Below are 15,235 nucleotides of genomic sequence, written 5' to 3'. Positions count from 1 at the left end.
CTAGGTGCCGTTAAAGGTGTTCATCGTATTTTTGATTCCGGATAATATAAACGAACGGACGAGTGCGGTGGATTTTTCCAGGCGTTCCGTTAACGCTTCCTTTTCTTCCGGATTCCATTCTCCCAGAACATAGTCTACCTGTCTTCCCTTTCCAAAATCCGACCCCACTCCAAAACGAAATCTATTGTATGCCGTAGTCTGTAAAATTTGCTGTATATCCCTAAGTCCGTTATGACCCCCGTCACTTCCCTTGGCCTTAAGCCGCAAAGTCCCGAAAGGCAGATTGATATCATCGGTAACGACCAAAACATTTTCCAAAGGAATTTTTTCCTTTTCCATCCAATACCGTAAGGCTTTACCACTCCGGTTCATGTATGTGGAGGGTTTTAGGCAAAGGATACTTCTGCCCTTCACCTTTAAGATTCCCACATCTCCAAGTTTTTCGGTCTCAAAAAAGAATCCTTCTTTTTGTGAAAGGGCATCCAATATTTTAAAACCGATGTTATGCCGTGTCTCTGCGTACTCTATTCCTATATTTCCCAGGCCGACGATCAAAAACTTTTTCATGGGTATATTTTCCTCAAGTAGGGGTGCGCTCCAATTGAACAAGGTTTCCAAGAATCGGAACATGATTTTAAAAAGATTTTTCCAAAAATACAAAAGCACCCCGTCCCAACTGAAATCGGGACGGAATGCTTTGCATGAGATAGTTTGTGAAACTATTCAGCGTTTTCAGCGGTGGTCTCCGCCGGTGCTTCGGCAGCAGCACCTTCCGCTGGTGCCCCTTCTTCACCTTCAACACCTTCTTCCTCTTCGTCGTCGACCGTAATGGCAGCCCGTGCAGTCTTGACCTGGACTACTACCGTATTGTCAGGATGGAGAATGGAAAAATCATCGTTCAACAGGCTTTCTACAGAAATATTCTGACCGATTTTGAGTTTTGATATATCCACGTCAAAGAAATCCGGCAACTTATCAGGCAAGGCCCGGATGGCCAATTTTCGTTTTCTGAATAATAGGCGGCCACCATTTCGAACTCCGGGGGAATTCCCTTGCAAACGTACAGGGATATCCATGGTAACTTCTTTGTCCGAGAACAGTTGATAAAAATCAATATGTAGAATTTTATCCGTAACGGGATGGAATTGGATATCCTGCATTACGGCATCCACTTTTTGTTCATTGTCCAACTCAACCACAACAGTGTGTGCATTGGGAGTGTAGACCAAATCCCTGAACGATAGTTCATCTGCTGAAAAATGCAATGGTTTCTCCCCTCCGTACACTACGCAAGGAACCTTTCCAGCATTACGTAGGGCCTTCGTCGCCTTTTTGCCCACGCTTTCTCTTTCTGATCCTTTGATTGTAATTGACTTCATTATCTAAATTAAAAATTAATAGTTTTTTGTTTAATCGTTCCTGCCCGGTAAGATTGGACAGAAAACTTATTTACATTAAAAACTTGGATGCTATTGAAGTATTATGATGTACCCTGTGCATAACATCCGCAAATAACTCGGCACAGCTTAATACCTTTACTTTTTCACTTTCTTTTTTAATGGGTATGGAATCGGTAATAATCAATTCCAACAGCTTTGATTTTTCAATTTTGTCGAATGCATTTCCGGATAACAGACCATGTGTGGTTATGGCGCGAACACTTATAGCACCACGATCCATCATCAAATCTGCCGCTTTGGTCAATGTTCCCGCGGTATCGACCAAGTCATCCACGAGGACCACATTTTTGCCTTGCACGTCTCCAATGAGCTCCATATGTGATATCACATTGGCTTTGGCCCGTTGTTTATAGCAAATGACTACATCGCTAGCCAAAGCCTTGGAATAGGCGTAGGCCCTTTTGGAGCCTCCCATATCCGGTGAGGCGATGGTTAGGTTGTCCAGATTTAATTTCCGGAGGTAGGGCAGAAAAAGAGTTGATGCGAACAAATGATCCACGGGTTTTTCAAAAAACCCTTGAATTTGGTCGGCATGAAGGTCCATGGTTATAATCCGTGTGGCACCTGCGGCTTCCAACATTTTAGCCACGAGTTTGGCCGCTATAGGTACCCTTGGTTTATCTTTTCTATCTTGCCTGGCCCAACCAAAATAGGGCATTACCGCGGTTATATGTCGAGCGGAGGCGCGCTTGGCGGCATCCAACATCAACAACATTTCCATTAGATTTTCCGAACTCGGATTGGTAGACCCGATGATGAATATGCGGGCGCCACGAACGGATTCCTCAAAGGAAGGTTGAAACTCCCCATCGCTATATCGGGAAAAGTGCACATTGCCCAAATCCGTACCATAGGATTTTGCTATTTTTTTGGCAAGTTCCGTACTCTGTGTACAGGCGAAAATCTTGGGTTCCGGTACCTGGTAGGGCATGGTTAATGTCTTGTGCTCGAGTTTCTTAAATACCCTTTTTGCAAAGGAGGTGCAAATTTAGGAATTTATTCGGGTTGGGAAAGGATAATTGTTGATATTTTTACTTTGAAAGTAGCAACTATTTTTTAGATTTGCAGTCCGTTTGCCTCGGTGGCGGAATTGGTAGACGCGCTGGATTCAAAATCCAGTGGTAGCAATACCGTGTGGGTTCGATTCCCACCCGAGGTACGAATAAGCCACAAGAGATTGGGGAATAAGCGAGCTTCAAAATGGGGCTCGCTTCTTTTTTGGAATTCTGCTAGGACGAATTTGCTTAGCTATTTGGAACAAGGCGTAAGTATAGGGCATTATATTACGACTATACTATATATTTTGTAGCTTTAGTAATATTCAATTCGCGTGGGATAAAATAAGAATAATGGAAAGAGTAAAAGTCATGTTGATTGCCTTTTTAGGATTAATTATTTCTTGTACGGAAGATGATGGAAGACCGGACGACATAGAAAATGCAAACGGTTTCAATGCCAGACTTCTTAGGCAGACCACGGCCCCAGGTTTAGGTCAGATTAATTATTTCTACAATGACCGGGACGAACTCATTCTGATAACCAAAACGAATAGCGAAACCTCGCGTGATTCTACTTACCTAGAGTACGATGATGGTATATTATCCAGGGTTTTACAAAGAATATATTACCCGATTGACGATGTTGTAAATATCGAAACGATTTTTACCCAATTTACCGCCACCAATGCAAATGGTATGTATAAGGTGTCTGAGGACAATGGGGCAATACTTCAGGACCTAACATTTGAGTACACATTTATGGACAATCTCATCAAGTCTTCTACATTTTTCAGATTGGATGGTTCAAAGGCATTGGAAAAAATATATGTCCATAACGAAAATGGTAATCTTACCAATTGGGACCAGCTATGGTATCGTACGGACGGTACTGTGAGTATGGAAAGGCGCTATACGTTCACCGAATGGGATACCAGCGGGCTCGCTACCAAGAAGCTGTTCTATTGGACCTATAACTTGAATATTTTTCAGAACATCTATTTTTCAAAGAACAATTGCCTAAATCTTATCGATGGCGACGATACATTCAATTATTCCTTTGAATATGATTCCGACGGCAACGTTACCCAATACAATTCTTTAGAGGCAGGGAGGTCTATGACCCTGGAATACTACGAATGAACAACTATCGGAAATGGTAATCGTACTTATTTGGAGAGCGCAATTTCTTTTCCCTCCATATTTTCTTTAGATTACGATTTGAAGAAAGAAACTAGTCATGGTCACTTAAATTCTAGTAGTACTTTTAAATACATTGAAATGAGGTTTTAGTGGCCAAAAAGGATAATCTACAAAGCCCGGCCTAGTTCATATTTAGTGTACAAGGCCTTATTGATAGGCGATCTCCTTCAAAAGTTAAACCTAGGTTTTTCCGATTGGCAACAAAAAATAAATTAATACTAGGACTATTCCTCCCAGAACTAAAAGTACTGCCCACTTAATGCACCCTATCTCCCATATTTCGGGAAAGAACACCACAGCCGAAATCATACATAGGACAAAGACCACAGTAATGGCCGTTGCCCAATTATCCCAAAGGATAAACGCTCTAAGTCTTTTCTTCTCTTTCAAATTTTTAATAATTTACCCATATTCTACCGGTATCCCTCATTTCGATTGGTTTGTTCGGCTTCAAGATAATGGAATCCTATAAATAAGAAAACTCCCTATCCAAATGAACGATTGTTTCCTGTAAAGAGTTAAAGTTTCTGAACAAATCCTTTTGTTCATTAAATTAGGATTAATTCCAATATTTAGGAATTTATCCATAATTTATGTCTAGAGTGGTTTTTAGGAATTATGACGAAGATGCCATCAAGGAGCTTTTCCATGAGGCGGGAAAAGAACGTATGAGGGCAGCCATAAAAGACAGTGGTATGCCAAATACCCCTATATCGATGAAGGGATTCTATTTGGAATACGAAATGGATACAGGGGCAATAAAGGCATACTTCCGATATCCCTCCAACGTTACATTTTTTATTCTACCTGTTTTGGGTTACTGGAGAGTCCCTTCAAAAGGATGGGAAATGGAAAGGTTGGATTGAGAACTGTGGCTTCCTTAAAGATTCCATCAGGTTTCTGGTCAGTGTGCCTGAAACCAAAATACTCCTTAGTTCCCCTCGCTCTACCTCAAGAAGGATTGTAAATAAGCACCAAAGACGATCGTAACAAAAACAATGGAACGGACCTTTTTAAAGTGGGGATTTCGAAGTGCTTTGAACCTAAGGTCCGTTCCGGGGGCGAATATAGGAAACCGTTCCCCGAATCCGACGAACAAAACAAAAAGATCGATGAAATGCACTTAAAATGAATAACTTTTGCCAAAATTGAAAATAGTTGATTTTTGAGAACAAAATTTTGGGGTAATCGGTCATTTTGCCTTTTTTCGGGCATATACTGCAATTATATTTGTTAGGTCTTTTGAAAGTACTGAAATCATGACCATGAAATCAAATATACTACTGATTATGGGCTTACTGGCCCTTTCCATTTCCTATTCCCAGGAAAAAAGATGGAGTGTCGAGACCAATTATACCATCGTGCCTGGAGACGGTTTTTTCGGGGAGGACGATTTCATTGATATAGGCGTAAAATTTAGGTTTGTTAGATTGGGGATAGTCTATCTGGGATTCGGGATTAACGGAGGCTTCTCGAGAACCGATGTAGAGAACACAGGTTTTGCAAGCCGTACCGATGATACCTATTTGATACAGCCACGGGTCTTTTCGGAACTAAGGATTCCCGGTCTTAAGAGGCTCCGGCCGTCATTGGGCCTAGGGGCCAGCTATGTCAACGTGGTCACGGACTATACCACACAGAACGGATTTGACAATTCGGACAGTACGGAACATATAGGATTCAATCTTAACCTTGGTATTTCCTATGATATTGGCAAACGCTTTTTCGTACAGGCACAATATGACTTCATAGACCTGACACCTGACGAGGATGTCCCGGATACAATCGTAATCCTTGCGCCGTTGGAGAATGGGAACATCAACAATATACGTTTGGGACTGGGTTTCCGTTTTTGATCGTCGTAGACAAATCATTCGAAACCTTTGTCATAACTTCACAAAATATCTCTTCAATCAAAACCGCTGTATGAACCAGCTGAATTTTGTTTTTATTAATTGGCAGAAACTCCATTTAGATTATAGATTATTCCTTACATGGGATGCCCCGAACCCTTTAACACACGGTCATGGTCATCTGCTATAAACCCAATCTCTTCATAAACTCGTCTTTATAACTTTCCCCAATTGGGATACGGATATCGTCCATGACTATTTTACTGCGCTGGATGGAGTCTATGTTGTTCACATTGACCAAAAAAGACCGATGTACGCGTACAAAATCGGTATTGGCAAGTTTTGCTTCTATATCCCTGAAATTCATTAAGGTAAGTATGGGTTTTCTTTCTGAAGTATGGATCTTTAAATAATCCTTAAGACCTTGTATATACTTAATGTCTTCCAACTTGATCTTAACATTGCCGTAGTCGGATTTTACAAAAATGAATTGATTATCGGATAGCTGTGCCCCACTGGCCGATGCGAGATTCCCCTCTTCGGTGCTCATACTATTTTTAAGCATTTTAAGCTCCTTGACACGATTTATTGACTTTACAAATCTTGGAAACGGTATAGGCTTTACCAAATAATCCACGGCATTAAGTTCAAAACCATCTATGGCATATTGGGGATAGGCCGTAGTAAAAATGAAAAAAGGTCTTTTATCCAAGGTCTTTACAAACTCTATCCCGGTTATTTGTGGCATTTCGATATCGAGAAATACAAGATCTATATTCCCTTCTTGGAAAAGTGACATACTTTCCAAGGGGTTGGTAAAAGTTCCCATGACCTCTATACCACCCAACTCCTCACAATAGGATTTAACAATGCCCAATGCCAAAGGCTCATCGTCAATTATGATACAGTTCATTTTTATAGATTTAGTTCCAATTGAACGGTGTAAAAACCGTCTATTTTATCAATCTTCAATACATGTTGATCAGGATAAAGCAGATGTAATCTGCCTTTAATATTTTCAAGTCCGATACCTGAATTGCTTTCATCTTTTCTATAGACCCCGATTTTGTTCTTCACAATGAAAAACAAACTTTCCCCGATCAATTCCATTTTGATCGAAATGTCCGTCCTTCCCTTAAAATCGGTGCCATACTTAAAGGCATTCTCTACGAATGGAATTAATAGTAAGGGCGGGATTTTTTTATCTTGATAGTCCCCTGAAATTTTGATTTTTACATTTTCACTATGGGATAACCGTAATAACTGGAGCGACACAAAATTCTTGATATAGTCTATTTCCTTTGAAAGGGGTACCAATTCCTGTTTTGCCTCATAGAGCATATAGCGCATTAATTCCGATAACATGATAATGGCCTCGGGAGCTTCTATGGATTTATTTCGTACCAAGGAATAAACACTATTCAATGAATTGAACAAAAAATGGGGATTCAATTGGGCCCTTAAAAATTGCAATTCCGTTTCTTTTCGCTGCACCTCGGCTTCCCTGTTTTTACGGTCCCTCTTATAGAAATCCTTGGTAAGCCCCAATACTCCTCCCAATAAGAAAAAAGTCAGGGAGATAATGGCCGTCATAAAATAGGGCAATCTTTTCAATGGCTGCATATCCCTCATGAAATAGGGTGGTTTTTTCGGAGGTTGCATCTCCGTGCTCTGTATCATCTCCGCAAATTTATCGATCGGGACATGATGAAAGGGTACGAACTTGATAAGGAAATTAAAAAGGACCAATACGGTTATTGAAATAACAATATAGAGTGTAATCTTCTTTTTAAGCAGAAGATAGGGTACCAATATAAGATAGTTGATATAAACCAAAATAGGGTTCAATAGTATTCTATAAAACATACCAAAACGTATTTCACCAAGATCTATGTATGATATGCTCAAAGGAAGCAATATCAAACAAGCCCAAACGATAATATGGATCCAGAATTCCTTAATCCTTATGTGTTTTTTCAAAGTACCTCCGAATAGTTGCCGAAAAAAGATACTCATTATTGATAAGAAATTTCATTTTCCTCCAAATCTTGTTTGGTGATTGCGGGGAACTTCCCCTTTTTTAGGCGGTTCAAAACGATTGTGCCAATGCGTTCCGCATCCGTTTTGGACGCAAATCTCACTTTCTGGGATATTCCGGGAACATATTCCTGTCGTATTTGAAGGCTTCCATTCACATATATTTCGTAGTACCAGCTTTTGTCCATGGGGTTTTCTGCCAGCTTTAGGCCATATCCGGTTTTTACGGATTTGAATTGTGCACTATTGGTATCCAACCATGTTCCTATGAGCAATGTGGCAATACCAATGATCAAAAAGGCGATACTGTGTTTTTTGCTTCCCATAAGGGTGAAAACACCGACCCGGATTTCGTTTTGTTGTTTTAAGAAACCCGGATAGGTGCCATTAGAAATATAGTGTTAATAAACTACGAAAACTCATCTTTTAATCATCCTCATCTTCCTCTTGGTCCGGAAAGAACTCACGGTTGTCATCCAAGTACAAGGTTCCACTTCTACCCAAGGCCAAAAATGCCGTGGAACCGTTGTAAAATGCTATGGCTCCTTCCCGTGATACACCCTCGTATTCCGTTTTTTCCTCCCAAAGATCGGTAGAGGGGTTGTATTCCCATATGTCGTCAGAGGCACCAAAACCTGGATCTCCTGTCGCAAAGTATCCCTTATCCCCAATACTAAAGCCAACCGCATTGTTTCGTATAATGCCATAATCATCGTCTTCATCCAAATCCAGTAAAGGGCTCCAAGATTCCGTATCAAGGTCAAAGACCCAAAAATCCGCCTGGTTAAGGCCATTGGATACCCCTGTTCCCAAGTATACTTTATTACCTATGGTAAAGGTGGCTCCATCCCTACGCTTGGTCCCTCCAAAACCCACAAGTTCGGTCCACGTATCATTGGAGGGGTCGTATTTCCAAAAGTCCTTTTTATCATTGTCCCCATCAAATCCGGTTCCGACATAACCATGGGTCTGGGAGTTGAAGCCAACAGCGCCACGCCGTGCGGATCCCGCAAAGGGATTGAGGGAGTCCCAGGTATTTGTTGCGATATTGTATCGGAAGAAATCGCCAAGCTCGTTATCGCCGTCATAACCAAGACCAACAAACCCGTTGCCGTTTACTGTAAAGGCAACGGCAGAACTTCTGGGAGTCCCCGGAAAGGGGGCTAGTTGACTCCAAAAGTTGCCCTCCATATCATAGACCCAGACATCGGTCAATCTATCATCTCCATCAAAGCCGGTACCCATATACCCCTTGTTTCCAACGGTAAAGGCAAAAGCCCCGCTTCGGGGCGTTCCATCAAAAATGGAACGGTCTACCCAATTACCGACACTTTCGTCTTCATCATCACTGGAACACGAAGTAACCAGTAAGACCGTAAAAATGAAGAGAGCAATTTTTTGGATTCTTTTTAAAACTGTTTTTGAATCATTCATTATTTGCGCAATTTATTAGTAACATTTAAAGAATATGTAAGCCCCATTATTATATAGGGAGAAGGGTCCACTTTAAAATCGAACAAGGGATTATCATTGTTATCCAATACTTCCAGACTATTGGCAGTGGAGAACCCCGCCCTAACTACCGTAGTAAAACCGGAGGACATACGATAATTGTACTCCAGGCCCAAATCTATCTCGGAATAGGCCAACTTGGTATTCCCAAGATGTTCAAGACCATTGATTATTACCGTCTCGGAATTATTGGCGTAGGTTCCGGACACTACTGCCTTTGTACTCAATGATTGTTTTCCGTTGATTTTATAAGAGACTGCACTGTAGGGGAACCCTATTAGGTAATCCCATTCAGGGGCCATTTTTCCTCGAAGGGATAGGATGGGGAAAAGACCGGGCTCCCCAAATAGTACTCCCCTACCCAATCCTACAGTAAGACTAATAGGGAAACCCCCATTCCCCCATTCTTTCGAAAATGAGGTGGACCAATTGAATATGAAATCTTCGCTGTTGGGGCCATTTTTAAAATTGGAGGATAGCATTGGGGATAGGGAAATGGACATAACCCATTTCTTGCCAAGGTCTTGATGGTATCCGATTTTTGTCTGGAACGTATGGGTATTTTCATAGGAATCTGTGCTCAGCGAAGTATTGTAATCGTAAAAGGAAAAGGTAAGGGCCGAATAATCCAATCCAAATTCAAGCTTCCCAGAGTTCATTTTTTTTAAGGCATTCAACGAAAAAAGATACCTTTCCAAATTCACGTCACCTAAGCTTGGAATTAGTCCATACTCAAATAGCCCCTCAAAAGGTTCTTGGCCTACCTGGCAATATATGGGATTCCTATGGGCTGTGATTATCATACCTATTAGAAAGACGTATTTCAATCCTCTTTTTTTTCCAAACGTATGTAGCGCTATGAGGCGTAGAAAAAAAGATATACGAAACCTGAAGTTCCCTAGATGAACCTTAATTTTTCCTCGATCAATGATACGGTAAGGTTTTGTAGATATAGTATATCCATCAGTAGATACATTTTCCAGTTCCGTATAAAATTCTTCGTGCCCGCCGCCATGGCGTTTTAATTTGCACCATCTAATTCAAGGATGATGCGAAAGTTTATTTACTTTTTGATAGTTCTATTGGTTGTCTTGGCCTGTTCCGTGGATGCTTCCGATATTCCGACACTTGAGGTAGGGCAGGACTTTACCACCTCTAATGTACGGGTACTGGTACTGGACACGTTTTCCGTAAAGCTGTCCACTTTCAAGTTTGATAGCATTAATACCTCTAACAGTGAAAGATTGCTGGTCGGTAAGTACAGTGATGACTATCTGGGCATCATTGAGAGTAATTCCTATTTTGAACTTACCGCTGCGGCCACGGAAAACTCCACCGCTCCGTACGCGCTACCCACCGACGCCACATTGGATAGTGTGGCCTTGATTTTGGGATATGATCGTTACTTCTATAATGATACAACTTTGGTCTCCCACATCAATGTACACCTTTTAAACGAAGAGGTAGAACCGGATGAAGATGCCTTTTTCAATACTAGCGAATTGGAATATGATTCCATGCCCCTGGTCTCAAGAAGATACCGTCCCGAACCCTTTGATGAAGATTCCTTACATATCTCCTTGCCTTTTGAATTTGGGGATAAACTGTTTCGTCTTATACAACAAAACGACATTAATAACAATGACGATCTCCGGGACAACTTTAAAGGTTTTGCGCTTGTTCCGGAACGTAACGATAATACTTCGGTCATTGGATTTAGCAAGGAAGAGGAAAGGACGTATCTCCGTTTTTTTTACTCCGTGCCAGAGGAATTCGAGGACGAGGAGGAGTTTCTGGACTTTACCATAAACCCGTTCCCTGAAACTCCAAATGCCTTCAACAAAATATGGAATGTTTCTACGGATTCTTTGTTGAATACCCTTTTGGACCAAGAGGATGAACTGCCCACAACACGGAATAACGATTTGGGTTACGTACAATCGGGAACGGGATATGCTACCAAAGTGGAATTTCCCAGTATTCGAAGTATTTATAACATAGAAGGCACGGGTACGGTATTAAGTGCGTTCCTAAGGATAAAGCCTTTACGCGCCAGTCATAATGAAAGGACTTATTTACAGGATTCATTGAACGTAAACGTATTGGATCAAAACAATGCTATTACGGAGGTCATTCGAACGGGTCAAGGCATTGTTTTTGGAATAATTACAGGGGCAAACGAAGAATTTTCGGATGTGGTCTATGAAGTACCCGTGGGGGTGTTCGTGGATCAAAAGCTCAACGAAACGATAATAACCGAGGATGCCCTGGTGTTGTTTACCAGAGACTTCAATCAAACGGTGGACCGGATTATCTTTCAAGGGGAGAACAATCGCGATTTTGAGGCACGTTTAGAAATTACCTATGCTATTTATGATGAATAGAATCCTGTTTTCATTGGTGTTTTTTCCATTTTTCATCGTTGCCCAGACCAATAACCTTACCGGCTCTCCCTATTCTTTTTTCGGACTTGGGGTTTCCACCAATTCCAACATAGGAAAGAATAGTGCATTGGGACGTGGCGGATACGCCTTGAGCAGCAATTTTCTTATCAATAATCTTAATCCGGCGGCATTGGGGGTATTGGGGGAAAAAAGCTTTTTGTTCGATTTCGGATTTCTTGCCGAGATAAGTACTGTGGCCAACCGAAGTACGGAGGAAAGGAGAGTGGCAGGTAATTTTTCCAATTTGGCCATTGCTTCCAGCATTACGCCAAAATCGGCCTTTGGACTTTCTGTCGTTCCCTATTCCGATGTGGGCTATTCGTTGATAGGTATAGACAGCAATGTTGAGGGGTCCTCAGATCGGTTTATAAGCAATGTTTTCGGAACGGGCTCCCTAAACGATCTGCGACTTTCCTATGGCCGTAGTCTTACCGATAACCTACGGGTAGGTGCGTATGTTTCCTATTTGTTCGGAGCAATTTCGGAGCGCGAATCGGTCACTGCCCTTAGTGGATTTATCAATGAAAGCACGCTTACTATTTCAGAAGAGAATAAATACAATGGTTTCCGTTTTGGCCTGGGGTTACAATATGCGATGTTGCCCAACCTCACCTTGGGATGGAGCTTAAACCTGCCCACCACACTTTCCGGTACGCGGGATAGATTTGTAGACAAAACGTTGGACTTTATTCCTACATCCGTTGAGAACGAAACCGACCTTGACATTGAAGGTTTTGACCTTCCCTTGGAAGTAGGTACTGGTATATTGTTCTCACCTATCAATGCAATCCATATCAATTTGGATTATACCTTAAAATTATGGGACGCTACGGATCAAAGGGACAACGTTGGGGAGTTTGTGGACCAGAACATTTATGGAATCGGAATAGAGTATCTTAAGGAAGACCAGTCCTTTAATTATCTGGATCGGATACGGATAAGGGCCGGATTCAATTATGATAGCGGTTACCTCAATATCAATGGAAATGTCATTGATGCCTATAGCATAACGGCCGGTTTGGGCATTCCCCTGGGAGCCAGGGCCCAATCTATGTTGAATATTGGCTTTTCCAGTTCCAGTAGGGGTTCTACACAGGGAATTTTGGTAGAAGAGCGTTTGAACACCATAAACATTAATCTAAGCCTTAAGGATTTCTGGTTCCTAAAACGTAAAATAAATTAAGCAGTTTTTACGGACGAACAGGACATTTTTATCTATAAAAATAAAAACGGGATTTGTAGTTAAAATGAGCCTCTTGGTATACCCGATTCCACAGGTGGTCTAGTATTGTTGCAGATACACCTTGACCATAAATATTTTCGTTGGAAAATTTCAGATGAAAGGAATATTCTATTTGGTGGCTGGACTTTTGGTCGCAAGTGCTTATGGCCAAATACCTATCATACAAAATCCCGGAGAGGTGGAATTGGCAGGAATCGATTATGGGTATCTTCCGGATTTGGGAGGTACTGAAATCCATAATTACAATATCAATCTCAATTTGGCAAAACCTGTTGGCAAGAGCATAATAGGTCTAGGCCTCACCTATCGCTATTTCGATTTCACCTTTGATGAATCTACGAATATCCTTGATCTCTCTACTTATGAAAACATGCATGTGATCCGAACTAATCTTTTATTCGTCCGGCCGTTAAGGAAGGATTGGACTTTATTGGTGTCAGCTGGCCCGACCCTTATGTCCAATTTTGCAAATGGGGTTTCGTCAGAAGATATAGTTGTTAATGCCTTGGGTGCCGTAAACAAAAGGTGGGGCGACTTTGAAAGAAATACTGTCTTGATGCTCGGGGTACTTTATGGTACTCAATTTGGTGAGCCCAGGGTACTGCCTGCCCTATTGTTACGTCAAAAACTCAATCGTCATTGGAGCTATTCCTTTGGACTACCCATTACGGGGATCAACTATAGAATCAATGATAGACATCGTATTTCGGCATTGGTTTCTCCGGAAGGTCTTTTCGGAAACAATTCCAACGCAATAGCCGTAGATGGCAATAGAATCCTAACGGACACCAAGATCCAGTTTAACGGAATCAATGCCAGACTACTGTATCGCTACAGATTTACAAAAAATCTGGCATTCGTAGCCGAGGGAGGTTTTTTGCCTGCCGCTACTTTGAGAATTGTTGATAACGATAATAATGAAATATTCGATTTGGAACCAGGAAGCGGGACCTATTTCAAATTTGGAATACGTTTTGCCCTTAAAAGGCCTTCTCAAAATAAGAATCTTAAATCAGACGATAATGAAAACTAGAATTTCTATCCTTTTGTTGCTTGTTACTACGGTACAGTATATAACTGCACAAAAAATGGACCCCCAAAAAATGGCGGACTACCAGACCAAAATTATGACCGAAGAATTGGAATTGAATGAATCACAAAAAAAACGGGTAACCGAGTTGAATCTGGAATTCTCGAAGAAACAGGCCGAATTGATGAATCGAGAAGGTTCTATGTTCAGCAAAATGGGGGATGTGAAAAGAATTGGAAAGGAAAAAAATGCCGCAATGGAGGAGATTCTTACCAAGGAACAAATGGAAAAATACGAGGATCACATACAACCTCAAATGCGGAAACATATGCGCCAAAAAATGAAGGGATAATATGAAGGGAGCCTACGGAGTTATTTTTGGGATTGTATTGACCGGTTTAGGTGTCCTTGTCTTTATTTTTTTGTTGAGGGGTCGGGAAGAACCGGTTTCCTTGGAGGAGGTGGATCAGGTATTTGTTTCCACAATTTTGGTTGCGACCGAAGAGCTTCCATTTGTTATTGAGGCCACCGGAACCTTAGCGGCAAAAAACAAAATTGAGCTTTTTAGTGAAGTTCAGGGAATACTTTTGCCTACAACCCCCGGTTTTAGGGAAGGTAACACATTCTATAGGGGCGAGAATCTGCTTCGTATAGATGGTGGGGAACACAATGCCCAATTGCAATCCAAAAAAAGCGCATTGGTCAATCAAATAGTTGCCATGTTGCCCGATATGGAAATTGAATTTCCCGAAGCCTCTGGAAAATGGAGGACCTATCTCGAAAACTTTAACATGGACGGTCCACTGGAACCACTACCCAAAACCGTTTCAAATGCCGAGAAATTTTTTGTTACCGGCAAGAATATCGTCCAGACCTATTATGATGTTAAGAATCTACAAGAGCGACTTTCCAAATATGATATCAGGGCACCTTTTACGGGTATAGTTACGCAGTCCGATGTGTATGTGGGGACATTGGTGCGCAGCGGACAGAAGTTGGGAGAGTTTATAGACCCTTCGGTTTTTGAACTGCAACTGGCCATACCTGCCACGGCAAATAAATACATGAAAGTGGGTAAAAAGGTGCATTTGATATCATTGGACGGAGATCAAGACCATGTAGGGAGAATAAGTCGCATTAACGGCAGGGTTGACCAAGAGACACAGACCGTGGGAGTGGTTGTAGAGGTTTCTGGAAAACAACTTAAAGAGGGTCAATACCTTAAAGCGGAGATTTTTGGGGAACCCGTTTCGGATGTGTTAAAAATAGAGGGGGGTCTTCTTGTGGAAAATGATCACGTCTATATTATTAGGGATAGCCTGTTGCGATTACAAAAGGTAGTGCCCCTAAACTATGTTGGGGATAGTGTTGTGGTGAGGGGATTGGAAAAGGACATGGTGCTGTTGGACGAGATTGTGGCCAATGCCTATCCCGGAATGAAGGTAACCTATTGAACAG

At 41.5% G+C, this 15,235-nt stretch carries 16 protein-coding genes and 1 tRNA gene; 9 read left to right on the top strand and 8 right to left on the bottom strand.

Features of this window, described 5'->3' with window-relative positions:
• The 3 genes from pth to Q0993_RS03635 form a co-directional block, all read right to left on the bottom strand.
• Positions 1 to 630: an aminoacyl-tRNA hydrolase gene (pth, locus tag Q0993_RS03645; protein ID WP_299529832.1), complete on the bottom strand. Its 630-nt coding sequence runs from the start codon at positions 628 to 630 to the stop codon at positions 1 to 3.
• 89 nt (positions 631 to 719) lie between these two features.
• Positions 720 to 1,379: a 50S ribosomal protein L25/general stress protein Ctc gene (locus Q0993_RS03640; RefSeq protein ID WP_299529830.1), complete on the bottom strand. Its 660-nt coding sequence runs from the start codon at positions 1,377 to 1,379 to the stop codon at positions 720 to 722.
• Positions 1,380 to 1,449: 70 nt separating this feature from the next.
• On the bottom strand, positions 1,450 to 2,391 hold the full coding sequence (locus Q0993_RS03635) for a ribose-phosphate pyrophosphokinase (RefSeq protein ID WP_299529828.1): 942 nt from the start codon (positions 2,389 to 2,391) through the stop codon (positions 1,450 to 1,452).
• Between the two features lie 144 nt (positions 2,392 to 2,535).
• Here Q0993_RS03635 and Q0993_RS03630 point away from each other — a divergent pair.
• The 4 genes from Q0993_RS03630 (at position 2,536) to Q0993_RS03615 (ending at position 5,514) form a co-directional block, all read left to right on the top strand.
• Positions 2,536 to 2,619: transfer RNA gene (locus Q0993_RS03630), tRNA-Leu, on the top strand.
• 190 nt (positions 2,620 to 2,809) lie between these two features.
• Positions 2,810 to 3,598, top strand: coding sequence for a hypothetical protein (locus tag Q0993_RS03625; protein ID WP_299529826.1), 789 nt, complete (start codon positions 2,810 to 2,812; stop codon positions 3,596 to 3,598).
• Between the two features lie 653 nt (positions 3,599 to 4,251).
• Positions 4,252 to 4,524 carry a hypothetical protein gene (locus tag Q0993_RS03620; protein ID WP_299529824.1) on the top strand — a complete coding sequence of 91 codons (273 nt, stop codon included), beginning with the start codon at positions 4,252 to 4,254 and terminating at the stop codon, positions 4,522 to 4,524.
• 399 nt (positions 4,525 to 4,923) lie between these two features.
• Complete coding sequence (locus tag Q0993_RS03615; protein WP_299529822.1) at positions 4,924 to 5,514, top strand: outer membrane beta-barrel protein; 591 nt, start codon at positions 4,924 to 4,926, stop codon at positions 5,512 to 5,514.
• Between the two features lie 181 nt (positions 5,515 to 5,695).
• Here the strand turns inward: Q0993_RS03615 and Q0993_RS03610 are convergent, their stop codons facing one another.
• From Q0993_RS03610 to Q0993_RS03590, 5 genes are all read right to left on the bottom strand, one after another.
• Entirely contained in the window at positions 5,696 to 6,424 is a 729-nt protein-coding gene (locus tag Q0993_RS03610; RefSeq protein WP_299529820.1) for a LytTR family DNA-binding domain-containing protein, read from the bottom strand.
• A 2-nt stretch (positions 6,425 to 6,426) separates the two neighbouring features.
• Positions 6,427 to 7,377: a sensor histidine kinase gene (locus tag Q0993_RS03605; RefSeq protein WP_299529818.1), complete on the bottom strand. Its 951-nt coding sequence runs from the start codon at positions 7,375 to 7,377 to the stop codon at positions 6,427 to 6,429.
• 149 nt (positions 7,378 to 7,526) lie between these two features.
• A complete protein-coding gene (locus Q0993_RS03600) occupies positions 7,527 to 7,874 on the bottom strand; it encodes a DUF4907 domain-containing protein (protein WP_299529816.1) in 348 nt (115 codons plus the stop codon).
• A gap of 100 nt (positions 7,875 to 7,974) precedes the next feature.
• Complete coding sequence (locus tag Q0993_RS03595) at positions 7,975 to 8,982, bottom strand: kelch repeat-containing protein (protein WP_299529814.1); 1,008 nt, start codon at positions 8,980 to 8,982, stop codon at positions 7,975 to 7,977.
• Positions 8,982 to 9,887 (bottom strand): DUF6268 family outer membrane beta-barrel protein, encoded by a 906-nt coding sequence (locus Q0993_RS03590; protein ID WP_299529812.1) that lies wholly within the window; start codon positions 9,885 to 9,887, stop codon positions 8,982 to 8,984. Before Q0993_RS03590 ends, Q0993_RS03595 begins: the two co-directional genes overlap by 1 nt.
• Positions 9,888 to 10,106: 219 nt before the next feature.
• Here Q0993_RS03590 and Q0993_RS03585 point away from each other — a divergent pair, with 219 nt between their 5' ends.
• The 5 genes from Q0993_RS03585 (at position 10,107) to Q0993_RS03565 (ending at position 15,231) form a co-directional block, all read left to right on the top strand.
• Complete coding sequence (locus Q0993_RS03585; protein ID WP_299529810.1) at positions 10,107 to 11,444, top strand: DUF4270 family protein; 1,338 nt, start codon at positions 10,107 to 10,109, stop codon at positions 11,442 to 11,444.
• Positions 11,434 to 12,687: a hypothetical protein gene (locus tag Q0993_RS03580; RefSeq protein WP_299529808.1), complete on the top strand. Its 1,254-nt coding sequence runs from the start codon at positions 11,434 to 11,436 to the stop codon at positions 12,685 to 12,687. The genes Q0993_RS03585 and Q0993_RS03580 overlap by 11 nt, the downstream gene beginning before the upstream one ends.
• A gap of 154 nt (positions 12,688 to 12,841) precedes the next feature.
• Entirely contained in the window at positions 12,842 to 13,780 is a 939-nt protein-coding gene (locus tag Q0993_RS03575) for a DUF6268 family outer membrane beta-barrel protein (RefSeq protein WP_299529806.1), read from the top strand.
• Positions 13,770 to 14,129 carry a hypothetical protein gene (locus Q0993_RS03570; RefSeq protein WP_299529804.1) on the top strand — a complete coding sequence of 120 codons (360 nt, stop codon included), beginning with the start codon at positions 13,770 to 13,772 and terminating at the stop codon, positions 14,127 to 14,129. The genes Q0993_RS03575 and Q0993_RS03570 overlap by 11 nt, the downstream gene beginning before the upstream one ends.
• A 1-nt stretch (position 14,130) precedes the next feature.
• Positions 14,131 to 15,231 (top strand): HlyD family efflux transporter periplasmic adaptor subunit, encoded by a 1,101-nt coding sequence (locus Q0993_RS03565; RefSeq protein WP_299529802.1) that lies wholly within the window; start codon positions 14,131 to 14,133, stop codon positions 15,229 to 15,231.
• Positions 15,232 to 15,235: the final 4 nt, after the last annotated feature.

This window comes from Ulvibacterium sp., from assembly GCF_028285715.1.
Lineage (GTDB): Bacteria > Bacteroidota > Bacteroidia > Flavobacteriales > Flavobacteriaceae > Ulvibacterium.
This window is presented reverse-complemented; position numbering and strand designations above follow the sequence as displayed.